The sequence below is a fragment of the Azonexus sp. MM2026_4 genome (assembly GCF_055901855.1).
Genome location: NZ_CM148380.1, coordinates 1,704,381 through 1,730,231 on the forward strand (window position 1 = coordinate 1,704,381; position 25,851 = coordinate 1,730,231).

Annotated in this window: 27 protein-coding genes; 6 read left to right on the forward strand and 21 right to left on the reverse strand. The window is 66.1% G+C overall.

The window, feature by feature from the left end:
• Positions 1–39 precede the first annotated feature (39 nt).
• The 11 genes from AC0KWY_RS07850 to AC0KWY_RS07900 form a co-directional block, all read right to left on the reverse strand.
• Positions 40–2,145, reverse strand: a complete 2,106-nt coding sequence (locus AC0KWY_RS07850; RefSeq protein ID WP_474029076.1) for a TonB-dependent receptor plug domain-containing protein — start codon at positions 2,143–2,145, stop codon at positions 40–42.
• 19 nt (positions 2,146–2,164) lie between these two features.
• Positions 2,165–2,866, reverse strand: a complete 702-nt coding sequence (locus tag AC0KWY_RS07855) for an urease accessory protein UreH domain-containing protein (RefSeq protein WP_474029077.1) — start codon at positions 2,864–2,866, stop codon at positions 2,165–2,167.
• A 2-nt stretch (positions 2,867–2,868) separates the two neighbouring features.
• Positions 2,869–3,681, reverse strand: coding sequence for an acyl-CoA dehydratase activase (locus tag AC0KWY_RS07860; RefSeq protein ID WP_026688275.1), 813 nt, complete (start codon positions 3,679–3,681; stop codon positions 2,869–2,871).
• Positions 3,678–4,961: a double-cubane-cluster-containing anaerobic reductase gene (locus AC0KWY_RS07865; protein ID WP_474029078.1), complete on the reverse strand. Its 1,284-nt coding sequence runs from the start codon at positions 4,959–4,961 to the stop codon at positions 3,678–3,680. The genes AC0KWY_RS07860 and AC0KWY_RS07865 overlap by 4 nt, the downstream gene beginning before the upstream one ends.
• Positions 4,958–5,929 (reverse strand): 4Fe-4S binding protein, encoded by a 972-nt coding sequence (locus AC0KWY_RS07870; RefSeq protein WP_474029079.1) that lies wholly within the window; start codon positions 5,927–5,929, stop codon positions 4,958–4,960. Before AC0KWY_RS07870 ends, AC0KWY_RS07865 begins: the two co-directional genes overlap by 4 nt.
• A complete protein-coding gene (locus tag AC0KWY_RS07875) occupies positions 5,922–7,280 on the reverse strand; it encodes a hypothetical protein (RefSeq protein WP_474029080.1) in 1,359 nt (452 codons plus the stop codon). Before AC0KWY_RS07875 ends, AC0KWY_RS07870 begins: the two co-directional genes overlap by 8 nt.
• A 12-nt stretch (positions 7,281–7,292) precedes the next feature.
• A complete protein-coding gene (locus AC0KWY_RS07880) occupies positions 7,293–9,323 on the reverse strand; it encodes a TonB-dependent receptor (RefSeq protein WP_474029081.1) in 2,031 nt (676 codons plus the stop codon).
• A gap of 98 nt (positions 9,324–9,421) precedes the next feature.
• A complete protein-coding gene (locus tag AC0KWY_RS07885; protein ID WP_474029083.1) occupies positions 9,422–11,497 on the reverse strand; it encodes a TonB-dependent receptor in 2,076 nt (691 codons plus the stop codon).
• A gap of 40 nt (positions 11,498–11,537) precedes the next feature.
• Positions 11,538–11,954 (reverse strand): ExbD/TolR family protein, encoded by a 417-nt coding sequence (locus AC0KWY_RS07890; protein ID WP_474029084.1) that lies wholly within the window; start codon positions 11,952–11,954, stop codon positions 11,538–11,540.
• 10 nt (positions 11,955–11,964) lie between these two features.
• Positions 11,965–12,651, reverse strand: a complete 687-nt coding sequence (locus tag AC0KWY_RS07895; RefSeq protein WP_474029085.1) for a MotA/TolQ/ExbB proton channel family protein — start codon at positions 12,649–12,651, stop codon at positions 11,965–11,967.
• A 14-nt stretch (positions 12,652–12,665) separates the two neighbouring features.
• A complete protein-coding gene (locus tag AC0KWY_RS07900; RefSeq protein WP_474029086.1) occupies positions 12,666–13,256 on the reverse strand; it encodes an energy transducer TonB in 591 nt (196 codons plus the stop codon).
• A gap of 567 nt (positions 13,257–13,823) precedes the next feature.
• Between AC0KWY_RS07900 and AC0KWY_RS07905 the strand changes: the two genes are divergently transcribed.
• The 5 genes from AC0KWY_RS07905 (at position 13,824) to AC0KWY_RS07925 (ending at position 17,793) form a co-directional block, all read left to right on the forward strand.
• The gene (locus tag AC0KWY_RS07905) at positions 13,824–14,519 is read left to right on the forward strand and encodes an urease accessory protein UreF (RefSeq protein ID WP_474029088.1); all 696 of its coding nucleotides are present in this window, start codon (positions 13,824–13,826) and stop codon (positions 14,517–14,519) included.
• A gap of 7 nt (positions 14,520–14,526) precedes the next feature.
• Positions 14,527–15,132: an urease accessory protein UreG gene (gene ureG / locus AC0KWY_RS07910; protein WP_474029089.1), complete on the forward strand. Its 606-nt coding sequence runs from the start codon at positions 14,527–14,529 to the stop codon at positions 15,130–15,132.
• A 210-nt stretch (positions 15,133–15,342) separates the two neighbouring features.
• Positions 15,343–15,657 (forward strand): hypothetical protein, encoded by a 315-nt coding sequence (locus AC0KWY_RS07915; protein ID WP_474029090.1) that lies wholly within the window; start codon positions 15,343–15,345, stop codon positions 15,655–15,657.
• Between the two features lie 62 nt (positions 15,658–15,719).
• On the forward strand, positions 15,720–16,172 hold the full coding sequence (locus AC0KWY_RS07920) for a c-type cytochrome (protein ID WP_474029091.1): 453 nt from the start codon (positions 15,720–15,722) through the stop codon (positions 16,170–16,172).
• A 4-nt stretch (positions 16,173–16,176) separates the two neighbouring features.
• Entirely contained in the window at positions 16,177–17,793 is a 1,617-nt protein-coding gene (locus AC0KWY_RS07925) for an NAD(P)/FAD-dependent oxidoreductase (protein ID WP_474029093.1), read from the forward strand.
• Positions 17,794–17,806: 13 nt separating this feature from the next.
• Here the strand turns inward: AC0KWY_RS07925 and AC0KWY_RS07930 are convergent, their stop codons facing one another.
• From AC0KWY_RS07930 to AC0KWY_RS07960, 7 genes are all read right to left on the reverse strand, one after another.
• The gene (locus AC0KWY_RS07930; RefSeq protein ID WP_474029094.1) at positions 17,807–18,757 is read right to left on the reverse strand and encodes an alpha-E domain-containing protein; all 951 of its coding nucleotides are present in this window, start codon (positions 18,755–18,757) and stop codon (positions 17,807–17,809) included.
• A complete protein-coding gene (locus tag AC0KWY_RS07935) occupies positions 18,751–20,172 on the reverse strand; it encodes a circularly permuted type 2 ATP-grasp protein (protein WP_474029095.1) in 1,422 nt (473 codons plus the stop codon). The genes AC0KWY_RS07930 and AC0KWY_RS07935 overlap by 7 nt, the downstream gene beginning before the upstream one ends.
• A gap of 196 nt (positions 20,173–20,368) precedes the next feature.
• Positions 20,369–21,550, reverse strand: coding sequence for an acetyl-CoA C-acyltransferase family protein (locus AC0KWY_RS07940; protein WP_474029096.1), 1,182 nt, complete (start codon positions 21,548–21,550; stop codon positions 20,369–20,371).
• A 25-nt stretch (positions 21,551–21,575) separates the two neighbouring features.
• On the reverse strand, positions 21,576–22,499 hold the full coding sequence (locus AC0KWY_RS07945; RefSeq protein ID WP_474029097.1) for a CobD/CbiB family protein: 924 nt from the start codon (positions 22,497–22,499) through the stop codon (positions 21,576–21,578).
• 43 nt (positions 22,500–22,542) lie between these two features.
• Positions 22,543–23,130 carry a CoA pyrophosphatase gene (locus AC0KWY_RS07950; RefSeq protein WP_474029098.1) on the reverse strand — a complete coding sequence of 196 codons (588 nt, stop codon included), beginning with the start codon at positions 23,128–23,130 and terminating at the stop codon, positions 22,543–22,545.
• The gene (locus AC0KWY_RS07955; RefSeq protein ID WP_474029100.1) at positions 23,127–23,384 is read right to left on the reverse strand and encodes a hypothetical protein; all 258 of its coding nucleotides are present in this window, start codon (positions 23,382–23,384) and stop codon (positions 23,127–23,129) included. The genes AC0KWY_RS07950 and AC0KWY_RS07955 overlap by 4 nt, the downstream gene beginning before the upstream one ends.
• 12 nt (positions 23,385–23,396) lie before the next feature.
• A complete protein-coding gene (locus AC0KWY_RS07960) occupies positions 23,397–24,026 on the reverse strand; it encodes a retropepsin-like aspartic protease family protein (RefSeq protein ID WP_474029101.1) in 630 nt (209 codons plus the stop codon).
• Between the two features lie 115 nt (positions 24,027–24,141).
• Between AC0KWY_RS07960 and AC0KWY_RS07965 the strand changes: the two genes are divergently transcribed.
• Entirely contained in the window at positions 24,142–24,765 is a 624-nt protein-coding gene (locus tag AC0KWY_RS07965; RefSeq protein ID WP_474029102.1) for a type 1 glutamine amidotransferase, read from the forward strand.
• 48 nt (positions 24,766–24,813) lie between these two features.
• Here AC0KWY_RS07965 and AC0KWY_RS07970 read toward each other — a convergent pair whose 3' ends face one another.
• From AC0KWY_RS07970 to AC0KWY_RS07980, 3 genes are read right to left on the reverse strand one after another with little or no spacing between them, the layout of a single operon-like run.
• Entirely contained in the window at positions 24,814–25,308 is a 495-nt protein-coding gene (locus AC0KWY_RS07970; RefSeq protein WP_474029103.1) for a YajQ family cyclic di-GMP-binding protein, read from the reverse strand.
• Between the two features lie 6 nt (positions 25,309–25,314).
• Positions 25,315–25,626, reverse strand: coding sequence for a pyrimidine/purine nucleoside phosphorylase (ppnP, locus tag AC0KWY_RS07975; protein ID WP_474029104.1), 312 nt, complete (start codon positions 25,624–25,626; stop codon positions 25,315–25,317).
• A 1-nt stretch (position 25,627) separates the two neighbouring features.
• A complete protein-coding gene (locus AC0KWY_RS07980; RefSeq protein ID WP_474029105.1) occupies positions 25,628–25,849 on the reverse strand; it encodes a DUF2788 domain-containing protein in 222 nt (73 codons plus the stop codon).
• Positions 25,850–25,851 lie beyond the last annotated feature (2 nt).

Genomic DNA, 25,851 nt, shown 5'->3' on the forward strand with positions numbered 1-25,851 from the left:
GCGGGAATGCGGCGCAGCGCCCGCCGATGGCGGTGTTTCCTACCAGCTCCCCTCCAACGTCAGCATGTAGCTGGCGACGGCGCCGTTGCATGTTTCCAGTTGCCAGTCATTGGCGCCGCTGTGGGCGCGGGCGAGCTTGCAGGTGTCGGCGCGCAGCAGGTTGTTGGCGTTGAAGCGCAGGTTGAGGCCGGGCTGCAGGCGGTAGACGGCGAACAGGTCGAGAACGGTACGGTCCTCGGTGCGCTCCTGGCGCTCGCCCGGGATGCTGGTCTTCACTTCGGCGAAATGCTGCAGGTCGAGGCCGGCCGTGACGCGCTGGCCGAACGGCCGCTCGTAGCCAAGGCTCAGCTGGTAGCGCGGCGATTCGCGGGCTTCCCGGGTCAGGCCGAGGCGCTCGTCGTGCACCCGGCTGCGCGGCACGGTCAGGTGGCCCTTGAGGGTGCCGGGCGCGACACCGAGCTTGGCGAGGTTGAGCTTGGCATCGAGTTCGGCGCCCCAGTGCTCGGCGTCGCCTTCGTTGTACGGCCGGTCGACCCAGCGGGCGCCTTCGAGCGCCACCCGGCGTTCGACGAAATCGCTGGTCTGGCGAGCGTAGAGATTGAAGCCGAGCACGCCGGCGTCGGCCGGCAGGTAGTGTTCGAGCACCACTTCGAAGTTGGTGCTGCGCTCCGGCTGCAGGTCGGGATTGCCGCGCTGGTCGGCTTCGAGCGGCGTGTTGGCGCTCAGGCTGAGGACCGGCCGGTTGCTCAGTTCGTCGAGGCGCGGCAGCTTCAGGCCGCGGCCGATGGAACTGCGCAAGACCCAACGTTCCAACGGTTCCCAGCGTACCGCCAGCGACGGGGCGACGATGCCGTGGCGGCGGCTGTCGCCCTCCACGTCGAGGCGGAACTGCTCGCCGCGCAGGCCGAGGGTCAGCGTGGTACGCGGCGTCAGGGAAAATTCGTCCTGCACCCAGGCAATCGTCTGCCGCTCGCCGGTCCGGTAGCGGCTGGCGGCGCCGGACAAATCCTGGCGGTCGTCGCGTTCTAGGCGGGCGCCTTCCAGCGCCAGGGAAACGACATGGCTACCGAATCCACGGTCGAGGCGGACCATGCCGTTCAGTTCGTCCTCGTCGCGTTCGAGACGGTCGCGGGTCGGCGTCAGGACGCCGCCGGCGCTCAGGTAGTTGCGCCGGGTGTCGGTGTCGCGCTGCCCTTTCATCCAGGCCAGGCGCGAGCTCAGCTTGCCGCCGTCGAGCTTGCGCTCGCCTTCGAGGCGCAGGCGGTAGAGGCGGGTTTTGCCGCTTTCCCGGTCGGACCGGCTGCCGTCGGCGGCGAGTCCGGTGCCGGCCAGCGGGTCGGCGTAGCTGTAGCGTTCCATTTCGCCCCAGCGCCGGGTGTCGCCGCGAAACAGCGTCGGCCAGATCGAAAAGCTGTCGCCGCCGCGCCGCCAGTTGAGGCGCGGACTGAAGACCAGCTCGTTCATCGAGAAGCGGCCGTCGTTCTCGTCCATCGCCCAGGCGTTGCGGGCGCCGCCGGCGAAGGCCTGGCGGTCGCTGTCGCTGCTGGAGACCATGACGTGGTGGTTGATGGTCAGCGGCAGCACCCAGGAGAACTCGCCGGCATTGCCGCGCCGCGTCACCGTGCTCTGGCCGAAGACCCGGCCGTCGCGCGTGCCGGTGGCGAGCTTGAGCGTCGTGTCGGACTTCTTCGCGGTCTTCTTCATCACCAGGTTCACCGTGACCGAGGCACCGCCGCCGAATTCGGCCGACGAACCGCGCAGGATCTCGACCCGCTCCAGTTCGCCGGACGGCAGGCGGCCGACCGAGGCCGCCGCCATCCGCGAATTGCCGCCGACCCGCTCGCCGTCGATCAGCAGTTGCACCGAGTCGCGCACCATGCCGCGCGCCCGCATGCCCTGGCCGCCGTCGCTGCCCTGGCTGCCGGCGTCGATGCCGGGCAGCTTGCTGATCACCTCGCTGACCGTCGTCGCGCCGAGGTTGGCGATTTCCGCCTGGTTGAGGATCACCTTCTGCGTCACCGCCTGGCGTCGCTCCTCCAGCGCATCGGCGTCGGCGGTCACGGTGACCGTCGACAACACCTGTTCCGCCGCCCAGCCCTGCCCTGCCAGCACGGCCAGCAGGCCGGCCATCCAAGCCTTGTTCATGTTTTTCTCTTCTCCCGTTTCAAACCATGCCGCCAGCGCTGGCCCCTTGCCAGAGCTGGACGAGGCCCGTTCCCAGCAACAGGAACGCGCTCAATGCTTCGATGCGCGGTTGCCAGCGCCCCAGTTGTTCGCGCAGTTGCTGGCCGACGTAGGCAACGACGGTGCCATACACCAGCCACGGCGCGGCGATGGCGCCGAGGCCAAAGCTCAGGCCGAGCGCGGCGCCGCTCCACGCCGTGCCGCTGGCCGCCGCCGCGACCAGTACCGCGCCCTGCGGCGCGCACGGCGTCAGCGCCATGCCGACGCCCATCAGGTAGAGCCCGGACGGCATCGCCTGGGCCGCCGCCTGACGCGGTCGCCAACTGATTTTCTGTTCACCTTTTGGCGCGCAACTGCCGCAAGCCGGGCGCCGCCGGCCGAGCAGCGCGACGCCGACCAGCACCAGGGCAATGCCGACCGTCAGATGGACGACCCAGCCATTGACGCCGCCGACGTAACGGCCGCCCCACCAGCCGCTGACCGCGCCGAAGCCGCCATAGACGGTCAGTCGGCCAAGCGAGACCGGCAGCAGGATACGCCAGGAACGGACGATGCCCTGGTCGGCATTGACGAAGAGCGGCCCGAGATAAGGCAGGCAACTGATCAGACAAGGGCCGAGCCCATAGACCAGCCCCAGCCCGAGCGCCATCGGCAGGCCGATGGCCACCGCCTCGACCGGCATCGTCAGTGGCCTTCCTGCTGTTCGGCGAGGAACTCGCTGCGCGCCAGCACGGCGGCGCCGTAAGCGGTGGTCGTCTGCGGGTATTGCGGCACCACCAGCTCGCGCTGCAGCTCGTCCTGAATCGCCGCCACCAGCCCCTTGTTGAGCGCCGGGCCGCCGTCCATGTACACGCGGTCCTCGATGCCGACCCGCTTGGCCAGGCGCACCGTGCGCTTGGCGATGGAATAGTGGATGCCGGCGACGATCTCGGCCTTGCCGTGGCCGTTGGCGAGCAGGCCGATGATCTCGGATTCGGCGAAGACGGTGCAGGTGCTGTTGATCGACAGCGGCGCGCCGCTGCCGGTGAAGTGGATGTCGCCGAGGTCTTCCAGGTCGAGGTCGAGGTTGCGCGCGGCGACGTCGAGGAAGCGGCCGGTGCCGGCGGCGCATTTGTCGTTCATCACGAAGTTGCTGACGTTGCCGCTGTCGTCGATCTGGATCGCCTTCGAATCCTGGCCGCCGATGTTGATGATGGTGCGCACGCCGCCGTAGGCCTTGCCGGTCTCGTGGGCGCCGATGGCGTTGGCGGTGATCTCGGAAATCGAATCGTCGGCTTCCTTGAACAGCTTGCGGCCGTAGCCGGTGGCGATCAGGTATTTCAGTTGCGCCCGGTCCACGCCGGATTTCTCCAGCAGCACGCGCAGCGCCTCCTTGGCGTTCTTGTGGAAGAGGCTGCCGGAGTCGGTAACGTGGATGCCGACAATCTCGCCGCCCGCGTTGATCAGTACGGTCTTGATGGCGGTGGAGCCGATGTCGATGCCTGCGAAGTAAGTCATGCGCGAGCCTGTCTTTTACGGGTCTTGATGGATTCGAGGAAGGCCTCGACGCGGGTCGATAGCTGGCCCATGTCGTCCGGGCTGTAGTCGGTCTCGATGTAAAGCATCGGGATGCCGGCCTTGTTCAGCGCTTCGGCAACGCTGCGCTGCTCCATCTCGTACACCTGGCAGCCAGCGAAGGACTGGTAGACGACGCCGTCGGCGTTGAAGGTGGAAACGAGGTCGAGCAAGCGCCGGATGCGGTCGTCGTTGCGGGTGAAGATCGGGCAGGTACAGGGCTTCAGGTACTTGTCGGCGATGCTCTCGATCATGTGGCTGAGCAGCCATTCGTCGACCGCCGTCATGTCGTAGAGCATGCGGTTGGCCGAGCAGGTCTCGTCGGCGACGACGACGCCGCCCGCCTCTTCGATCAGCAGCGGCAGCTTGATGTTGGGGAAGATCGGCGGTGAGCCGGTGAACACGATGCGCGGCGCCTTCTTCTGCACGGCGCTGAACGCCTCGGCCTCGCGCTGCGCGAGTTCGGCGTTGAGCGCCTCGACGGCGGCGCTCCAGCGCTCGATGTCGTCGAAGAAATAGGCGTTGGTGACGAGGAAGACGTCCTTGCCGAGGATCAGCGACGGCGCCTTGCGGCGGAAATTGTGCAGGGTGCGGAAGGCCGCCTGGGCGCGCGAGGTCTTGGCCATCGCCTCGCGCAGGCGCTGCCGGGTCAGCTTCTTGCCGGTGACTTTCTGCAGGCGCGCCGCCAGTTGCTTGACCACCCGCCGCCAGTATTCGCGCGCCGCCTCGTTGTCCTTGGCGCTCGGCAGGTCCAGGTCGTAGACCTGGTAGCCCATGCCTTCCATCATCTGGGCGGCCTTCTTCTTCTGGTCGCAGGTCGTCGGATTGACGATCAGCTCCAGCTTGCCGACGTCGGGCACGGCCTTTTCCGAATGCAGGCGGCCGAGCGTCGCCTTGACCAGCGAGCAGGACTTGGCCGGCATGAAGTCGGCGCCGACCTGATCGTAATGGTAGGCGCCGTTGCACAGGCGGACCGGCGTGCCGCCGGCAGCGTAGATCAGCTCTTCCGGCACCTGGATGCAGGTGGTGCCGATGCCCGGCCCGTCGCGGTCGAGCGCTTTGCCCTCAATGAAGGCGTGGCGGAAGAGGTCGTAGAAGTAAGTCATCGCCGCCGGGTTGTCGATGAAATCGTTGACGATGTGGTTGAGCATGACCTCGGCTTCGCGCGCCTGGCGGCTCTGGTTGAACGCCGGCTTGAGCGGCACTTCGCGGATTTCACTCACTTGCGGATTCCCTTGTTCATGCGCTTGATGAAACCTTCCTCGGTCGATTCGAAGAAGGTGATGTTGGCGAAATCGACCTTCAGCGCGCCCTTTTCCGGGCAGGCGGCGACGCATTTGAGGCACAGCGTGCAGTCGTCGGTCATGATTTCCTTGCGCGTCACGTCGTCGGCGATTTCGCGGATTTCCATGTCGCAGGCGGTGTAGCAGTCGCCGCAGCGGGTGCATTTGCTGCCGTCCTTGCGCAGGCGCAGCAGCGCCGGCTTGGAGAGCAGGTAATGCAGCGCGCTCATCGGGCAGAAGAAGCAGAAGAAGCGCTTCTTGACGAAGGCGCCGACGATGAACAGGCCGGTGATGCCCATGCCCAGCGCGGTGAGGACGATCTTGCCGGGGCTGGAGAAGTCGATCGTCCATTGCGAGAAGTCGCCGACGAACAGCGGCAACACCATCCGCCCCGGGCAGATCTGGCAGAACGGCGCGCCGACCTCGTGCGACCACAGGCCGCCGCCGATGCCGAGCGGAATCAGCAGCAGCAGCGCGAGCAGCACGTACTTGATCCAGGTCAGCTTGCGGAACTGTTCGTGCGTATAGCCCGACTGGCGGATGCCGAGCTTCTGGCGCAGGCTGGTCAGCCAGTCTTGCAAGGTGCCGAGCGGGCAGACGAAGCCGCACCAGCCCTTGTTGAGGACGATGAACCACAGCGCAAAAATGCCGAAGCCGGTGAGCACGGCGATCCCGGCATAGCTGAACAGTTGCGGCCAGGGCCGCGCCAGCTGGTGCTGCAGCGGCAGCAGGTAGCAGACGCCGGCGCGGCCGTCGCGCAGGTAGCCGCAACTGAACATCGGCAGGCTGTTGCCGAGGTTGATCGCCAGGTAACCGCCATAGACGAAGAGGACGAAGGCGGCGAGCTGGAACCAGAAGCGGAAACGCTTCAGGTCGACCTTGTTGACCGCGTCGCGCAGCTTACTCATCGAAGCTCACCTCGCGGTAGGGCCGCACGCGGCGGCGCCGGTAGAGGTAGACCGCGGTGCCCGAGAAGAGCAGCGCGACGACGGCGATGCCCAGCCCCCAGGCGTAGGACTCGTAGTCCTCGATCGCCGGATAGTAGGCGCCGGCCAGCGTCGTCGTGTAGCGCACGCTGTGGTAGGGACTGCCCTGCCATTCGCCGGCCTGGTCGACCGGGAAACTGGCGCTGACCACGAAGGTTTCGCGGTGGCGGCGGTCGAACTCGCGCCAGTCGGGAAAATAGTCGCGGATGACGACGAAGCCGGCGCGGCCGTCCTCGTCGGACTGCACGCTGTTGCTCCAGCCCTGGCCGCTGGTGAAGCTGACGCGGGCGTTCTGCACCGGCTTGCCGTCGCGCAGCACCTGGAAGCGGATGGTGTCGCCGTAGTTGATGCGGGTGAACAGCCCTTCCCCATCCTTGCGCTCGCGGACGATCTCGACCGGCACCCGGGAATCGGTGCGCGGCACCATCAGTTGGTCTTCGCCTTCGACCTTCGCATGGCCGGCCGAACGCATCACCTCGGCCTTGGCGACGGTCACCGCCAGGGTTTCCTGATCGACCGCGCGGCGCACGAAATAGGCGTTGTAGACGCCCGGTTCGGGCATCGGGAAAGTCACGTTGTAGGGGCCGCCGTGCGCTTCGACGTCGATCGACGACGCCTGCTGCTGCGCATCGAGCAGCAGCACCGGCTCGCTCGCCGGCACGCTGCCCGCGGTCAGCGGGTTGCTGCCGCTGCGCAGCCACAGGCGCTTGTTCGGGATGCGGCCGGGCGCGCCGCCCATGCCGCTGTCGTCCATGCCAGCCATCCCGCCCATGCCGGCCATGCCGCCACGGGCGCCGCCCGGACGTCCGCCGCCGTCGCGGCGCGGTGCCTGGTCGCTCAACCAGAGCACGCCGTCGCCGCCGCCGCGCATGCCGCGCGGCCGGCCCGAGGCGGCGGCGGCCGACGCCGTCGGCGCGGCCATCGGCATCGTGTGCCCGGCATGCGGATCGACCGCCTGGGCGCGAGCGGCCGTTGCCTGGCCGGCTGCCGGCTTGCCCGGGCGAGCATCAGCCGCCGGCGGCGCCTTTTCGGCTGCCGGCGCAGCGGCTTCTGCAGCGACCGGCGCCGCCTCGGCCTGGCGCCGCTCGGCCGCCCGCGCCCGCCAGAAGGCCCGTTTTTCTTCGTCGGAAGCATCGGCCGGCGGCCGCGGCCCGGCGTAATCGCCGCGACTGACGCCGGGCGGCGGCCCGCGCCGCTCGCCGCTGTCCTGCGCCGGCACATTTGCCGCGCAGAGCAGCATCGACAACAGAACCCATTCTTTCACTATGCGCACGTTTCGCTCCCGTCAGAAGTTGTAGCTGACGCCGGCGCGCAGGGTCAGCGGTTTGTAGCCTTCGTCGTAAGTCGCCTTGCCGGCGGCGGTCATCCAGGCCCGTTCGGCGTATTTCTTGTCGAACAGGTTGAGGACGTGCAACCAGGCGCTCCAGGTTTTGGTCTTGTAGGCAACGCGCAGGTGGAACAGGTCCGGTCGCTTGTAGGTGCCGCCGACGTTCTCGTTGTTGCGGTAGTAGGACGCGATGTGGTCGTACTCCAGCTCCGCCCGCAGACCTTCGACGGGCTTGACCCCGACGCGCAAGTTCAAGTGGTGCTCGGGCGCGCCTTTCCAGGTATTCCCGGAGTAGTCGTAGGTCGGCGTCTTGTAGTCCTTGTACTCGACGATGCTCCAGGTATGAGATAGCCCGGTATCCAGCCAGCGCGTGACGTCAAATGAAATGGAGGTTTCCAGGCCGTGCAGGCGGGCCTTGCCGGCATTGACGTTCCGTTGGTAGCACGGCTCGGCCGGCGCGCAGTCTTCGCGGACGATCATGTTCTTCATGTCGGTATCGAAATACGCCGTATCGAAGCGCAGGCGCTTCGCCAGCAACTGGCCGCGCAGCCCCAGCTCGTAGGTCATCGACTCGATCGGCTTGAGGCTCATGTTCATCGGCACGTATGTGGCTTTGTTCGGGGCGCCGCCGGTGCCCAGCAGGTCGCTCACGCTCGGCGCCAGAAAGCCTTCGGCGGCGCGCGCCCAGAGCACATAACCGCCGGCGAATTCGTAGGTGGCACCGAACTTGCGGACCAGCTTGGAAAAGCTCTTGCGGCCGTCGCCCTTGTCGCCCAGCTTGTTGTCCGTCTCGAGATCGAAGTCGTCCTTGCGGATTCCCATCGACAGGCGGAGCGAGTCGAGCGGCGAGAACTCGTAATGGAGGAAGGGCGAGGTGTGCTTTTCCGTGCCCACGGTAGAGGTGCTCAGCGCCCCCTTGGCAAAATCGCCGTCCAGCGCGCGGGCATAGGAAGTCGCGTTCTTGAAACTCTTGGATTTGGCATCCATCCAGGTCGTATCGACGCCCAGATACAGCGTGGACATGGCGAACGAGAAGTCGTGGCGATACATCGACTGGATGCTGTTCTCCGTCGTATCGCCCTCGCCCACACTCATCGCGGCGGCCGAGGTGGCACTGAGGCTTTTCGAGGTCGTCACGCGATTCAGCGCCGAAACGTTCAACTCGCCGTTGTCGCCGATCCGCCGCTTGTATTGAAACGACGGCGTGACGTAGGTGGTGTCGGTCTTCTTGTACTGGGTCGCCAGAGCCTCGCGCCAGTCGTCGTGAAACTGCTGTTCGGAAATCGATCCGGGATCGCGCGAGATATCGTTCAGATATTCCAGACGGGCGGTCAGTTTCGAGAACTCGTCCGGGCGATAGACCAGTTTCCCGCTCAACGCGCCCTTCTTTTGCGAGGCGCTGTCGTTCTCCCGCCAGCCCTTGTTATCCATGTAATTCAGGTTGAAGAAATAACCGAGGTCACGATTCAGCGGCCCGCCCTGGGAATAATCTGTGCGGTAGAGGTCGAAGGCGCCAATCTCCTGCGATATCCGGCGCTCCAGTTCGCGCGGCGGATCGCGCGTGATGACGTTGATCGTTCCGCCGAAGGCGTTGCTGCTGCTCAGCACGGAGCCCGGGCCGGTGATCACTTCGACCCGCTCGACGTCCGACGGGCTGGTCTCGTCGAGCGCATTGAAGTTGCCGGTGCTGTAGGTATTCACCCGCATCCCGTCGACCCGCTTGTCGGTGTAGCTCTTGCTCCCGTCGGGAATGCGGATGTTGCGGATCATGGTCATCCCGGGAACGCGCCAGAGCAGTTCGCGCCGGGGATCGACGAACTTCACCGTGTCCAGGACCTCGGGCGAGATCGTCGTCCCGGACATCGGCGAATACGGGCTGAAGGTCTCGATCGCCGATTTTTCCTGAACGCTCAGATCGGCGTCGGCGGTCGTTCTGACCGGCGCCAGGAGCTTGTCCTCGCTCTGCGCCAAGGCCCATTGACAGGACACCCCCAACACAACAAGGGCGATTGCCCGTGGCACATTCGCTGCGCCATCCCGAACGTTCTTTTCCGACATGAATTCACCTAGAGAAATGCGGCTTTGCATCAGAACTGGTAGGAAATACCGACCCGGACCAGGCGCGGCGTGTAGCCTTCCGTATAGGAATTGCGCACGCCGGCGTCGGTGGAGCCGACCCGTTCCGCGTACTTGGTGTCCATCAGGTTGAGGACGTGCAGCCAGGCGCTCCAGGACTTGGCGCTGTAGCTGGCGCGCAGGTTGTAGAGGTCGGGACGGCTGTAGCGGTCGCTGTTGGCCTGGTTGGTGTAGTAGCTCTCGATGTGGTCGCCTTCCACTTCGACCCGCCAGCCGGCGGCCGGCTTGACCACGACGCGCAGGTTGTAGTGGTTGCGCGGCGTGTAGTAGCGGCGGGTGCCGGTGTAGTCCGTCGTCGCCGTCTTGTAGTCGCCATAGCGGTAACGGGCGTAGGTGTGCGACAGGCCGATTTCCAGGTACTTGTTGATGTCGTAGGAAAGCGCCGTCTCGAAACCGTGGGCGCTGGCCTTGGCGGCGTTGACGTTGCGCGTGCGGCAGTAATCGACGTTCTGGATGCAAGCCTGGGAAACGATCAGGTTCTCGAAGTCGGTCTCGTAATAGCCGGTGTCGTACTTGAGGCCGAAATCGAAGCTGCCACGGACGCCGATTTCGTGGGTCATCGACTCTTCCGGCTTCAGGTTCATGTTGGCCGGTATGTAGCGGGACGCCCAGGCCGCCGCCGGCGTCGCCGGTACCGGCGTGCCGCTGCCGAGCAGGGTGCTGACGCCGGGCCCCATGAAACCCTCGGCAACGTTCGCCCAGACCAGGGTCTGCGGCGAGATTTCGTATACCGCGCCGAACTTGCGCACCGTCTTCGCGTAGCTGGTGCTGCCGTCCTTGTTGTCATTGAACTTGTCGTCGACCCGGTAACTGATGTCGTCGCGCCGCACGCCCAGCGTCAGACGCAGCGGGTCGAGCGGCGAGAACTCGACCTGCAGGAAGGGCGACTTGTTCTTTTCGTAGGACTTCGAGTACCCGGTCAACGCGCCGCGCGAGAAGTGGAAGCTCTTGGGGCTGAGATCCTTGAATTTCTTGCTGTCGCTGGCCGTGTCCAGGTAATCGAAACCGCCGGTGACCGAGGTTTTGGCCAGGCTGAAGTTGTGCTTGTACATCAACTGGAAATTGGTTTCGTCGGAGTCCGTATCGCCGAGCGTCGAGCCGCCGCCGCTGAACCCGGAGGAGCGCGCCGTCTGCTCGGTGTGCCGCTGCTGGCCGTAGAGATTGAGCTCGCCGAAGTCGCCGAACATCTTGCGGTAGTGCAGCGACGGCGTCGAATACTTGACCGCGGTGCGCAGGTAGCTGTCCGGCTCGGCCTGCCGCCAGTTGGCGCGGAATTGCGCTTCGTCGAGCGAACCGGCGTTCTGGTAGTCGTCGTCGATGTATTCGTAGCGCAGCGCCAGCTTGGAGCTGCTGTCCGGACGCCACACCCACTTGGTGCTGAGCGAGGTCTTCTTCTGGTCGGTATGGTCGCGCCAGCCGTCATGGTCCAGCTGGTTGATGTTGAAGAAGTAGCCGAGGCTGTCGCTGAGGCGGTCGCCACCGCTGAGCCCCATGCGATAGCCGCCGTCCTCGAAGGCTTCGCCGGTCACCTGGTATTCGCGCTTGGCCGGGGGATCGCGGGTGATCACGTTGATCGTGCCGCCGATCGCGTTGCTGCCGCTCAACACCGACCCCGGCCCGCGGATGAACTCGATGCGCTCGATGTCGCCCGAGTTCACCTGGTCCACGAAACCGTAGGTACCGCTGTTGCGGGCACGCATGCCGTCGATGCGGTTCTCGGTGTAGTTCTTGCCGCCGTCGGTAAAGCGCATGTTGCGGCTCATGCTGACGCCGGGCACCCGCGGCAGCAGTTCGTGGAAGGAGTCCACGAAGCGCACCGTCTCCAGTTCCTCGCGCTCGACGACGGTCCCGGCGAGCGGCGTGTATTCGGTCAGGCGGCCGAGTTCGGTGCGCGACTGGACTTCGACCTCGCGCGCGGCCTCCGCCTTGACCGGCGACAGCACCCGGTCGCCGTCGTCGGCGCCGAATACCGGTTGAACGAAAGCCGCCGCCACGGCGACGGCAAGCAGGCGCTGCCTGGATTTCATGAACTACCCCCTGGTATTTTTTATGGAATGTTTGTTCGATTCACTTCGCCTCGCCCTTGGGCTGGGTGACGAAGGCGATCTTGACGATGCCGTTGCGCTGCGCCGCCGCCATCACGTCGGCGACGGCTTCGTAGCGCGCCTCGCGGTCGGCGCGCAGGTGCAATTCGGGCTGGCGGACGCTGGCTTCGGCGAAGCGGGCGTCAAGGGTGTCGCGGTGTACCGCCTCGCCGTTCCAGTAGGCGATGCCGTCGGCGTTGATCGCCAGCTGGATGACCTCGGGCTTGTCGTCGAGCTTGGTCGAGCTGACGCGCGGCAGGTCGATCGGGATCGCCTGGTGGAAGAGCGGCGCGGTGATGATGAAGATGACCAGCAGGACGAGCATGACGTCGACCAGCGGGGTCGTGTTGATGTCGGCCATCGGGGCGTTGCCGCCCTCGTTGAAGGAACCGAAGGACATCGCGCGCTCCTCAGGCCGCCCGCGCCAGCGTAATGCGGGTGCCGGTGGTCAGGTAGGCGTGCAGGTCGTGGGCGAAGCCGTCGAGGTAGGCGGTGACCAGCCGGTTGGCGCGGCTCAGTGCGTTGTAGGCGAGCACGGCGGGAATCGCCACGAAGAGGCCGGCGGCGGTCATGATCAGGGCTTCGCCGACCGGCCCGGCGACCTTGTCGAGCACCACCTGGGTGGCGCCGGAAAGGCCGACCAGCGCGTGGTAGATGCCCCAGACGGTGCCGAACAGGCCGATGAAGGGGGCGGTGGAGCCGACCGAGGCGAGCAGGGTCAGCCCCGATTCGTTGCGCGCCTGGGCGTGCACCATGTAGTTGCGCAGCGCCCGGGTCAGCGTTTCGCTGTGCGAGACACCGCTGCCGATACTCTGCCCCTGGCGCCGCTCGTGCGCTTCCATCACCTGCGCCGCGGTCTGTGCCATGCCGGCGAAGATGCCGCTCTTGTCCTGTTCGCCGATGGCGGCGACGCCGCTGGCCAGGCTGGGCGCGTCCCAGAAGGCGTCGAAAGCGCGCTCGATGCCGCGGTTGACGCGCAACTGGGCAAAGAAACGGCTGCCGATGATCATCCAGCTGAGGACCGACAGTATCGCCAGCAGGATGGCGATGCCGTGGGTCACCCAGTCGCCCTGGTTCCAGAAATGCATGATCCCCATCGAGGACTCCTTTTTTAAGAAAGCTCAAATACGATTGGCACGACGACCCAGGCGGCAACCGCCTCGTCGCCCCGGCGGGCGGGAACGAAGCGCCAGCGGGCGACGGTTTCCAGCGCCGAGTTGTCGAGGCGCTCGAAGCCGCTGCTCTTCTTGAGCTGGACCTTGATCGCCTCGCCGCTGGCGCTGACATGGACGCGCAGATGCACGGTGCCGGTCTCGCCCAGACGGCGCGACGCGGCCGGGTACGGCGGCTTCGGGTTGGACAGGTAATCGGCGTCGAAACGGGCCTCGACCAGGGCCGGCGCGGCCGGGGCCGGCGGCGCCTGGACCGGCGCCGGGGTGGCGACCGGCTGCTCGGCGACGACGAAAGTGCTGGTCGCAGCGGGCGCCGGCGCGGCGGCCAGCACCGGCTGCGCTACTGGTTTGACGGTAGGCCGCGTCACCTTGGGCGGTGCTGGCGGCAGCGGTTGCGGCGGCGTCGGCGCCGCCTCGTTGAGCAGGCGCACGGCGATCGGCTTCGCCGCTTCGATGATGCGCTCGCCCTGCGTCGCCCCGAAGGCGATCAGCGCAAACAGGATGCCGTGCACCAGAATGGCGGAGCCCACGCCCCCCGCGGACCGCAGCCCGCCCGGCGCCCCCCGGCCCTGCGGGAAAAACAAAGACATCGGCAAACCCCTCTTGGCACCCCTGACCCGCAGGCCTCTAGACGGGCCGCTCGGGTCACTCGGATAAAGCACGCCACAACGGCGCGAGGCGGATTCTGGAGAAAGGTTCCGGCCAGGAGAAGTGACAAATTGTCGCACCAGGTGATGCGGCAATTTGCCGCATAGCAACGCAGAAACAATAACTTAGAATTACCGGTTCGATTTTTCCCACCCCACCGCGAAACGCCCCTGGAGCAGCGTCGCCAACCCGACCCGGCGCCGGGTCGGCCAGCCCGCCGCTCACCTTCTACTGCGCCGGCCGGCGCCTGCATTTCGCCGCCGGTGCCAGCCTCGAACTGGCGGAACTGCAGCGCAAAGCCGGCGCCGCGCCGCAGTTCGGCGCGCTGTCGCCGGGCGAGATCGCCGCCGACACCGAACAGGGCATTCCCGCCTTCCACAACACCGCCCTGGTCTGCCTGCGCACAACTGCGTATTGGCCGGCGACGGCAGCCGGGAGACAATGCCGCCATGACGCCCGCCCTGCCCTCGCTGCAACTCGCCCGCCTGCTGCAACTCGCCAGCCCGGCACTGCCGGTCGGCGCCTACACCTATTCGCAGGGACTCGAATGGGCGGTCGAATCCGGCGTCATCAGCAACGAGGCCGGCGCCGGCCGCTGGCTTGCCGACCTGCTCGCGCACGGCATCGGCCGTTACGAGGCGCCGCTGGTGGCGGCGCTGATCACGGCCTGGACAAACGGCGACACCGACGAAGTGCGGCGCCTCGACGGCGATTTCCTGGCCAGCCGCGAAACCGCCGAGCTGCGCGCCGAAACGGCGCAGATGGGCTTTTCGCTGCGCCGCCTGCTGCGCGACCTGCGCGACGAGTCGCTGGCCGGCGTTGGCGCCGTCGTCGAAGCGCAGCCCGAAGTCGCCTTTCCCACCGTCTGGGCCGGCATCGCCGCCGCCTGGAAGCTAGACCCGGCAGCGGCACTGACCGCTTACCTGTGGTCATGGGCGGAAAACCAGGTGATGGCCGCGTTGAAGGCGGTGCCGCTCGGCCAGGCCGCCGGCCAGCGCCTGCTCGCCGATCTCGGCGCCCGTCTTCCGGCAATCGCGGAAAGCGCCCTGACCCTGCCCGAAGCCGCCTGGTCGAACTTCACGCCGGCCTTCGCGATCGCCAGCGCGCGCCACGAAACCCAGTATTCCCGTCTCTTCAGATCCTAGGAAAAACATGAGCAAACAAGCCCTCAGAGTCGGCATCGGCGGCCCCGTCGGTTCCGGCAAGACCGCCCTGACCCTGGCGCTGTGCCAGGCCCTGCGCGAACAGATCGACATGGCCGTGGTCACCAACGACATCTACACCGCCGAGGACGCCAAGTTCCTGGTCAATCACTCGGCGCTGGCGCCGGAACGCATCATCGGCGTCGAAACCGGCGGCTGCCCGCACACGGCGATCCGCGAGGATGCGTCGATCAATCTCGAGGCCGTCGACCGCCTGCAGCGTGCCTTTCCCGGCGTCGAGCTGATCCTCGTCGAATCCGGCGGCGACAATCTGGCGGCGACCTTCTCGCCGGAACTCTCCGACCTCACCATCTACGTCATCGACGTCGCCGCCGGCGAGAAGATCCCGCGCAAGGGCGGCCCCGGCATCACCAAGTCCGACCTGCTGGTGATCAACAAGATCGACCTCGCGCCGCTGGTCGGCGCCTCTCTGGAGGTCATGGCACACGACGCGAAGGCGCAGCGCGGCGAGCGCCCCTTCGTTTTCAGCAACCTGAAGACCGGCGAGGGGCTGGCGACGATCATCGCCTTCATCCGCGAGCGCGGCATGCTCTGAACACCGTTTCGCAGCGCACCAAAAACAGCCGAAAGCGGCTCTTCCGCGCACCATCGTGACTCGTCAAGACCTTTGCCAGACAAGGGTTTTTACGGCAAACCGCTGATTTTTCAGGCCCCTTGCTGCAGCGCCGCAACCGGCACGAATCTCGCTAATCTCCGAACACCCCGCCCCCAACGGGACTGCCAGACCAGAACAGGAGAACAGCGCATGGACAAGACGATGGAAACCGCGCAGCGACTCGCCCGCTTCAAGCTGCAGGTCAAGCGCACGCTGGGCCAGACCGTCGACCTCGAACGCCTCACCCGCGACCCCGGCTACGCCCGGCAGCGGCTGGCCGAAATCGAGGAAGCGGCCGAGGACGAGGAACTCCTGGTCCAGCTCCTGCAGTTGCGCGACCTGCTGCTGCCGGCAGCCAGGGTGCCGAGCGCAGCCCCGGCGGCAGCGGCCGCCGCGTCCGGCGAGTCGACAACGCCGCGCACGGCGCCCCTGCGCAACTACCTGCAGGGCGCCCGCGCCTGGTAGGCCGGCGGCACGCCCGGCGGCGGGTATAATCCGGCCTTCGTCAAAGCCATCCCCGTACCGCCATGCGTCTTTCCCGGACCCTTACCGCCGCCCTGCTTTCCGCCCTTCTCCTCGCCGCCTGCGGCGAAGCCGAGGACACCCGCCCCGGCCAGCCGGTCAAGACCCGGCAGACCGCGTTCAAGGAAATCATCAAGGTCTTCGAGCCGATGGGCGTGATGCTGCGCGGAAAACGCTACGAGGAAGAAAAGTTCCTGCGCCTGGCCAGCGCGCTGCACGAGAAGCGCGACGGCCCCTGGGCGCATTTCGGCGCCGACACCAATTACCCGCCGACCAAGGCGACGCCGCTGGTCTGGCAGGAGCCGGACCGTTTCGCGCAGCAGCGCGACATTTTCCTGAAGAGCACCGACGAACTGCTGGCCGCCGCGCAGAGCAAGGACCAGGCGCGCATCCAGACCGCCTACGACGCGGTGTACGCCAGTTGCCAGGACTGCCACAAGCCGTTCAAGACGCGCTGAAACCATGCTCCGCCTGACCGAACTCAAGCTGCCGCTCGACCATCCGCCGGGCGCGCTGCGGCCCGCCCTGTGCGCCCGCCTGGGGATCGAAGACGCGGCGTTGCTCGATTTCCGCATCGTCAAGCGCAGCCACGACGCGCGCAAGAAATCGGCGATCGTCCTCATCTACCAGATCGACGTCGAACTGCGCGACGAGGCCGCCGTCGCCGCCCGCCTGGCCGATGACCGCCATCTCGTGCCGACGCCGGACATGGATTACCACTTCGTCGCCCACGCCCCCGCCGGGCTGAACGAGCGCCCGGTGATCATCGGCATGGGTCCGTGCGGCCTGATGGCCGGGCTGCTGCTGGCGCAGATGGGCTTCCGGCCGATCCTGCTGGAGCGCGGCAAGGCGGTGCGCGAGCGGACCAAGGACACCTGGGGCCTGTGGCGCAAGCACCAGCTCGACCCGGAATCCAACGTCCAGTTCGGCGAGGGCGGCGCCGGCACCTTCTCCGACGGCAAGCTGTACAGCCAGATCAAGGACCCGAATTTCCTCGGCCGCAAGGTGATGACCGAGTTCGTCAAGGCCGGCGCGCCGGAGGAGATCCTCTACCTGAGCAAGCCGCACATCGGCACCTTCCGCCTGGTCAAGATGGTCGAGAACATGCGCGCGACGATCCGCGAACTGGGCGGCGAAATCCGCTTCGGCGCCCGCGTCGAGCGCCTGTTCACCGAGAACCGCCAGGTCACCGGCGTCGAACTGGCTGGCGGCGAACGCATCGCCAGCCGCCACGTCGTGCTGGCGATCGGCCACAGCGCCCGCGACACCTTCGAGATGCTGCACGCCGAGGGCGTCTATGTCGAAGCCAAGCCCTTCGCCATCGGTTTCCGCATCGAGCATCCGCAGACGCTGATCGACAAGGCCCGCTTCGGCCCCAACGCCGGCAACGAACTACTCGGCGCCGCCGACTACAAGCTGGTGCATCACTGCGCCAACGGCCGCGCCGCCTACAGCTTCTGCATGTGCCCGGGCGGCCAGGTGGTCGCCGCGACGTCCGAACCGGGGCGCGTCGTCACCAACGGCATGAGCCAGTATTCGCGCGCCGAGCGCAACGCCAACTCGGCGCTGGTGGTCAATGTCGAACCGGAAGACTTCCCCGGCGATTACCGGCAGAACCCGCTGGCCGGCATCGACTTCCAGCGCCACTGGGAAAGCCAGGCCTTCATCGCCGGCGGCAGCAGCTACGACGCGCCGGCGCAGCGGGTCGGCGATTTCCTCGCCGGCCGCCCGTCGACCGCGCTCGGCAGCGTCGAGCCGTCGTACCAGCCGGGCGTACACCTGACCGACCTCGCCCAATGCGCGCCGGCTTTCGTGATCGACGCGCTGCGCGAGGCGATCCCCGCCTTCGACCGGCAGATCAAGGGCTTCGCGATGGCCGACGCGCTGCTCACCGGGGTCGAGACGCGCACCTCGTCGCCGCTGCGCATCAAGCGCGGCGACGACTACCAGAGCATCAACACGCGCGGCCTCTACCCGGCCGGCGAAGGCGCCGGCTACGCCGGCGGTATCCTGTCGGCCGGCGTGGACGGAATCAAGGTCGCCGAAGCGCTGGCGCTGGCGATGCTCGGCCGGCAGTGAAGCCGGCCGAAACTCAGGCCGCCTCGCTCATCGGCACCAGGAAGTCCTTGCTGATGCCGTCGCCGATCAGGTAGATGCGGTCCATGAAGTCGGTCAGCCATTCGTGCAGGCCGCCTTCCAGCAGGTCGTCGATGCGGCCGTAACGCAGTTGCGAGTAGAGCTGGCCGGCCTGGCGCAGGGTCTCGCCGGAATGGCTGTTGGCAACTAGCTCCAGGTTCTTGACCACGCCACTGAGGCAAAAGCGCAGGGAGCGCGGCATGTCGCTGTTGAGGATGAGCAGTTCGGCGACCCGCTCCGGCGTGATGACGTCGCGGTAGACCTTGCGATAGACCTCGAAGCCGGACACCGAGCGGAGCAGCGCGCCCCACTGGTAGAAGTCGGTCGCCTCCTCTTCCTCGCCGTGCGGACGCAGCACGTGGTACTTGACGTCGAGAATGCGCGCCGTGTTGTCGGCGCGTTCGAGCAGCGTGCCGAGACGGATGAAGTGGAAGGCCTCGTCCTGCAGCAAGGTGCCCAGCGTGGTGCCGCGCGACAGCGAGGAACGCATCTTGACCCACTCGAAGAACTCGCCGATGCCGGCGTTGGCAATCTGCTCGAAGCTCTTTTCACGGGCTTCCAGCCAGGTCGAGTTCATCGTCTCCCACATTTCCGTGGTCAGCGTGCCACGCACGGCGTGCGCGTTCTCGCGGGCCAGGCGCAGGCAGCTGAAGATCGACGAGAAATTGTCCGGGTCGCTGACCATGAAGCGCAGCACGTTCTCGCCGGTGACCGTGTCGTACTTGGCGGCGTAGGCCTCCTCGAGGCTGTTCAAGGCGATGATCGCGGCCCAGCTCTGGTTGGTTGCGCCTTCGGACTGCGGCACCAGCGACATCTGCCAGGTGACGTTGAGCAGGCGGGCAAGGTTCTCGGCGCGCTCGATGTAGCGCGACATCCAGAACAGGTGATCGGCGGTACGGCTCAGCATGATTCATCCTCCAGAACCCAGGTATCCTTGGTGCCGCCGCCCTGCGACGAATTGACGACGAGCGAGCCCTCGGTCAGCGCAACCCGGGTCAGGCCGCCGGGCACCATGTTCACGCACTTGCCCGAGGACAGCACGAAGGGGCGCAGGTCGAGGTGACGCGGCGCGATGCCGGCCTCGACGAAGGTCGGGCAGTTGGACAGCGCCAGCGTCGGCTGGGCGATGTAGCCCTCCGGCTTGGCGAGCAGCAACTGGCGGAACTTCTCGATCTGCTCCTTGGTGGAGGCCGGGCCGACCAGCATGCCGTAGCCGCCGGCACCATGCACTTCCTTGACCACCAGCTCGGCCAGGTGATCGAGCACGTAGGCGAGCTCGTCCGGCTTGCGGCACATGTAGGTCGGCACGTTGTTCAGGCGCGGCTCTTCGCCGAGGTAGAAGCGGATCATCTCCGGTACGTAGGGATAGATCGACTTGTCGTCGGCGACGCCGGTGCCGATCGCGTTCGACAGGGTGACGTTGCCGGCCTGGTAGGCCTTCAGGATGCCGGGCACGCCGAGCGCCGAATCGGCACGGAAGGCGAGCGGGTCCATGAAGTCGTCGTCGATCCGCCGGTAGATCACGTCGACCCGTTGCGGCCCCTGCGTCGTGCGCATGTACACGGTGTCGTTCTTGACGAAGAGATCGCGCCCCTCGACCAGCTCGACGCCCATCTGCTGGGCCAGGAAGCTGTGCTCGAAATAGGCGCTGTTGTAGGCGCCCGGGGTCAGCACGACCACCGTCGGGTCGGCGATGCCCTGCGGCGCGACAGCGCGCAGTTTTTCCAGCAGCATGTCCGGGTAGTGCTGGACCGGCGCCACCTTGTGCCGGGCGAACAACTCCGGGAAGAGCCGCATCATCATCTTGCGGTCTTCGAGCATGTAGGAAACACCCGACGGTACGCGCAGGTTGTCTTCGAGCACGTAGAACTCGCCGGCGCCGGCGCGCACCACGTCGACCCCGGCAATGTGCGCATAGATGCCGGCGGGCACATCGACGCCCTGCATCACGGCGCGGTACTGGGCATTGTTGAGCACCTGCTCGGCCGGGATCTTGCCGGCCTTGAGGATTTCCTGGTCGTGGTAGATGTCCCACAGGAACATGTTGAGCGCCCGCACCCGCTGGCGCATGCCGCGCTCCAGCGCCTTCCACTCTGCCGCCGGGATGATGCGCGGAATGATGTCGAAGGGAATCAGGCGCTCCTTGCCGGCCTCCTCGCCATAGACGGCAAAGGTGATGCCGACGCGGTGAAAGGCCAGGTCGGCCTCGGCGCGCTTGCGCTCGATGCGCTCGGGCGGCGTCGCCTGCAGCCAGGCCTCGTATCCCTTGTAGTGCTCCCGGACGCCGCCGTTGGCGTCATACATCTCGTTATAGAAGTTCATGTTGGACTCGTCACTGAGGATGCTCTCGAAGAACTTTCAGCAGAATCCATGCCACGCCCCAAAATGGCATCGAATCAGTGAGTTGGCAAAAGGCAGCGCAAAGTACCGCCCCAATGTGGTGCCATGCCAATTCAAGCTGGTGCAAAAAAAATCGCCGGCGTCTGCCGGCGATTTTCAGGATGTTGCAACGGGTCGGTCAGGCGCGTTCGAGGATGACCGCAATGCCCTGGCCGCCGCCGATGCACATGGTGACCAGCGCGTACTTGCCGCCGATGCGTTCCAGTTCATAAAGGGCCTTGGTGGCGATGAAGGCGCCGGAGCAGCCGACCGGGTGGCCGAGAGCAATGGCACCGCCGTTCGGGTTGGTCTTCGCCGGGTCGAGGCCGAGCACCTTGGACACCGAGAGGGCCTGGGCGGCGAAGGCTTCGTTCGATTCGATGACGTCCATCTGATCGAGCGTCAGGCCGGCCTTCTTCAGCGCCAGCTTGGTCGCCGGGATCGGGCCTTCGCCCATGATGTCGTTCGGCACACCGGCAACGGCATAACCGGCGATGCGGGCACGCGCCTTGTAGCCGGCCTTGGCGGCAACGTCGGCGGCGGCGAGCACGAAGAAGGCAGCGCCGTCGTTGATGCCGGAAGCGTTACCGGCGGTGACCGTACCGTCCTTCTTGAACGCCGGCTTCATCTTGGCCAGGCTTTCCATCGTCGTGCCGCGCTTCGGGTGCTCGTCGGTGTCGAAGACGACTTCGCCCTTGCGCGTCTGCTTGACGATGGGAACGATCTGCGACTGGAAGTAGCCGGCGTCGATGGCGGCAGCGGCACGACGCTGCGATTCGACGGCGAAGGCATCCTGCGCTTCACGGGTGATGCCATGCTTTTCCGCCAGGTTTTCGGCGGTGATGCCCATGTGGCCGACGCCAAACGGGTCGGTGAGGACGGCGACCATCGAGTTGACCGCCTTGGTGTCGCCCATGCGCGCGCCGGAACGCAGCGTCGGCATCAGGTAGGCGGCCTTCGACATGACTTCGACGCCACCGCCGATACCGTAGTCGGCATCGTTCAACATGATGTTCTGGGCGGTGGTGACGATGCCCTGGAGGCCGGAAGCGCACAGGCGGGAAACCTGCATGGCCACCGATTCCATCGGCAGGCCGGCCTGGATCGAGGCGACGCGCGAAGCGTAGGCATAACGGGAGTCGGTCGGCATCGTGGTGCCGACGGTGACGTAGTTGATCTGTTGCGGATCGACGCCGGAACGGGCGATCGCTTCCTTCATCACGATGCCGGCCAGTTCGCTGGTATCGAAATCGGCGAGGGAACCGCCAAAGGCGCCAATCGGGGAACGGACTGCGCTCAGGACAACAACTTCTCTGCTCATGTAGAACTCCTCTTAAAAATTATTTTCAGCCCGCCAGATTGGCCAGCCCCAACAAAAAGAGCAACAACACCCACAACACCGTCGCCCGCCAGACGAGACCGACGGCGCTCTGCATGAAATCGACGTCGGCCGGTTCGCCCAGGCCGAGTTCGGCCCGGTCGGAAACCTCGCCTTCGTCCACCACCGAGCCGCCCAACTGCACACCGAGCGCCCCCGCCCCGCTTGCCAGCACGATGCCGAGATCGCGGTCCGGCCACAGTGCCGGCTGCGTCCGCCAGCAATGCACGGCATCCTCGAAATCGCCGACGACGGCGAAGGCCGAGGCCGTCGTCCGTAACGGCAACCAGTCGATCAGGGCGAAAGCCTGCCGGGCGAATGTTACGAACTCATTATGCGCCGCGCCGCCGAGCACTGTCCAACGCTCGCGCACGATCAGCGCCAGGCGATAGAGCAGCGCGCCGCATGGCCCCGGCAGCAGCACGAACCAGAGCAGGACGGCGAAGACATGGCGGTGCGAGGCGGCCAACGCGCCCTCGATCGACAGCCGCGCCACCTCGCGCGCGCTCAAGCCCTGCGTCGGCCGGTCCTGCCATTCGCCGAGCAGTTGGCGGGCGCGCTCGAGATCGCCCAGACGCAAGGCCAGCTGGATTTCGGTGTAATGGTGGCTGAACTGGCGAAAGCCCATGGTCAGGTAGAGCACGCCGACATTGAGCAACCAGGCGAGCAGCGGGCTCACCGCGTAGCACGCGTAATACAGCCCGGCCAGCAGCAGCACCGGCAGGGCGACCGCGATCAGCCAGGCACCGATCCCGTGGTGGCGGGCGCCGGCGTTGAAGCGCGATTCGATGAAATCGGCCCAGGCCTCGAGCGGCGTCGCAACGACGCGCCGGTAGTCCAGCGGCTTGAACTGCTCGATCAGGAAAACGGCGATCAGCGAAAGGAGGCTCATGGGGCAAGGCGGCAATCAACTGCCATGTTTCTTCGTATCGGAGTCAAGATACCACAAGCCTTTCGCTCAGCGAACGGATCATGCCGGCGGTCGCCCCCCAGATGAAATGTCCGGCGTAGGGCATGGCATAGTAATGGCGCAGCGCGCCGCGCAGATGCACCGAATGCCGCTGGTGATTGGCGTGGTCGAGCAGGAAGGCAAGCGGTACTTCAAAAATTTCGGCGACCTCGAAAGGATCGGGCGCCAGGTCGAAGGGCGGGGTTACCGCGGCGACCACCGGCACGACGCAGAACCCAGTCCCGGTGCGGTACTCCGGCAGGTAGCCGAGGACCTCGATGTGACGCCGGGCGAGGCCGATCTCCTCTTCGGTTTCACGGAGCGCGGTTTCCAGCGGCGAAGCGTCAGCCGCCTCGACCCGCCCGCCGGGAAAACTGACCTGGCCGGCGTGATCGCGCAGATGGGCGGTGCGCTGCGTGAGCAGCACGGTATGACCGGCGGCGCGCCGGACGATCGGAAAAAGCACCGCGGCCGGCGTCAGCTTGCCGCTCGCCGCGCCGTCCTCGACCACCGCCTCGCCCGCCGGTGGGTTCTCCAGCAGGCTGCGCCGCAAGCTTTCCAGGTCGATGCTCATGCGCCGGCCGAATCCTCCTCGATTTCGGCATGAACCGCCGACAGCGCATCCTGCAGGGTTTCCTCGCTCAAGCCGTTGATGCTGGTGGCGACCATGTCCGCCGCCTCGACGGCAGCCACCGGCAGGCGCTTGCTGTCGAGCGAAGCGATCAGCGCGGCGCTGGCGCCGACCACGCGCAGCAGCGCCTGACGTTCGCCCATCAGCATTTCCAGTTCCTCGCGCAGCAGCGCGATCTCGTTTGCCTGTTGTGGCATGGTTTCTCTCTCCTAGTAGCGCTTTTTCAGCGTCATCGTACTGCCGTCGCGCTGCATTTCCATCCGGTTGAGGAAACTCATCCCGAGCAGGGCAATCGGCAGGTCATGTTGGTGGATCGCCGCGTCAACCTGGTGCAGCGTGACGCCACCGACGCGCACGCTGTCCAGCTTGACCACGCTGATCGTGGTCTGGCCGTTGGCGGTCTGCGAAACCCCCTTCTGACCCCGGTTGAAATCCAGTCCCATGCGCCGCGCGTCGCTGGCGCCAAGCGAGATCATGCTCGCCCCGGTATCGACCAGGAAGCGCACGGAAGCGCCGTTGATCGTCCCGAGGGTGACGAAATGCCCCTGACCGTCGGCGGTCAGGACGATCTTCTCGCCGGCGCCGTCGGCAGCGACACCGACCGCATGCTGGCCGACGCGCAAGGGACGCTTGCGGCCGCCCATCTCGATCACCGCCTGGTCGCCCTGCACCGACAGCACCTTGATCCCGTTGACCGTGCTGCCGACCGGCACCGCCCGCGGCGGCGCGCCGTTGATCATGAGCAGCGCCTTGCTGCCGATGACCCCGGCCAGGCCGACCTCCTGCGCCAGGGCAACGGAGCTCAGACAGCCCAGGCATGCCAGCGTAAAATGCGGCATCCGGAAACACCTTGCGAGTACCGCCATGAAACCCGTTGCCATCTTTCGTCACTCCCCCACCGAAGGTCCGGGCTATTTTGCCATATTCCTTGAGCGACAAGGGATTCCATGGAAATTGATCGCCGTCGACGAGGGTGAACCGGTGCCCGCCAGCGGCGAAGATTTCGCCGGCCTCTGCTTCATGGGCGGGCCGATGAGCGTCAATGACCCGCTGCCCTGGATCGAACCCATCTGCGCCCTGATCCGCGACGCCGTCGCCCGCGACATTCCGGTGATCGGCCATTGCCTGGGCGGCCAATTGATCAGCAAGGCGCTCGGCGGCCAGGTGACGAAGAACCCGGTCAAGGAAATCGGCTGGGGCGAGGCGCTGGCCGAGGACAACGCCATCGCCCGCCGCTGGCTGGGCGACTTCGCCGGCCGGGCGAACACCGTCTTCCAATGGCACGGCGAGACCTTCAGCATCCCGCCCGGCGCCAGCCGGCTGTTCGCCAACGCCTACTGCGCCAACCAGATGTACGTGCTCGGCCCGCACCTGGGCATGCAGTGCCACGTCGAGATGACGCCGGAGATGATCGCCACCTGGGCCGACCAGTGGGCCGACGAGGCACTGGCCGTCGGCGACCTGCCGAGCGTGCAGACGCCGGAAGACATGAACGGCCAGGTCGGCGAACGCCTGCCGGCGATGCGCGCGCTGTCCGACCAGCTCTACACTGCCTGGATCGCCAACCTGCGCCGGTAAACGCAAGCGGGCGGCCGAGGCCGCCCTGTGCGGGTCCGCTGCCGGCGATCAATCGCGGTAGTTGCCGTCCTTGATCGGGAAGTCGGTGATCTTCGAGCGGACCAGCGCGATCGCCTCGCGCAACTCGTCGATCTTCTTGCCGGAAACGCGCACCGCGTCGCCCTGGATCGAGGCCTGCGCCTTGAGCTTGGCGTCCTTGATCAGCTTGACGATCTTCTTGGCGAGTTCGCTGTCGATGCCGTCGCGGATCTTCATTTCCTGCTTCGACTTGTTGCCGGAAACGCTCTGGATCTTCTGCATATCGAGCCGCTTGACGCTGTCCTTTTCCTTCTTTTCCATGGCCGGGAAAAGCAGGTCCTTGATCTGGTCGAGCTGGAACTCGGAATCGCCCCACAGCGTGATCGCCTTGTCCTTCTCGTTCAACTCGACCTTGGCCGAGGTGCCCTTGAAATCGTAGCGATTTTCGATCTGGCGCGATGCGACATCGACGGCATTCTTCAATGCCACCATGTCGGCTTCGGAGGTGAAGTCAAAGGATGGCATGGTGGCTCAACCGAAGTGGCAGACGTAGTGATAGGGCTCGTCGCAGGCGATCTCGAAGCTGGAATTGCCCGGCACGTTGAACGACTCACCGGCGCCGTAGGTTTTCCACTCGCTCTCGCCCTTCTGCTTGACGCGGCAGGCACCGCCGACGCCTTCCATGATTTCCGGCGCGCCAGTGTTGAAGGTCAGGCTGGCCGGCAGGATCACGCCGACCGTCTTCTTGGTGCCGTCGGCGAGGATGACGGTATGGCTGACGCACTTGCCGTCGAAATAAACATTGGCCTGCTTGACCACGGAAACGTTGTCGTATTGCGACATTTCAGATACCCCAGATTTTTTGAATCACTGACTTGGCGATGAAGCCGAGCATGCCGAAGGAAAGGACGAAGAAGAGGACGAAGGTCCCCGTCTTGCCGGCCTTCGACCGCCAGGCGATCTCGCCGATGATGAACAGCATGTAGAGGATGAAGGCACCGACTCCCCAGGTCGAGAAGAAGTCGGCGATCTGCTCCTCGTTGAAGCCGAACAGCGTGTCTTCCACCG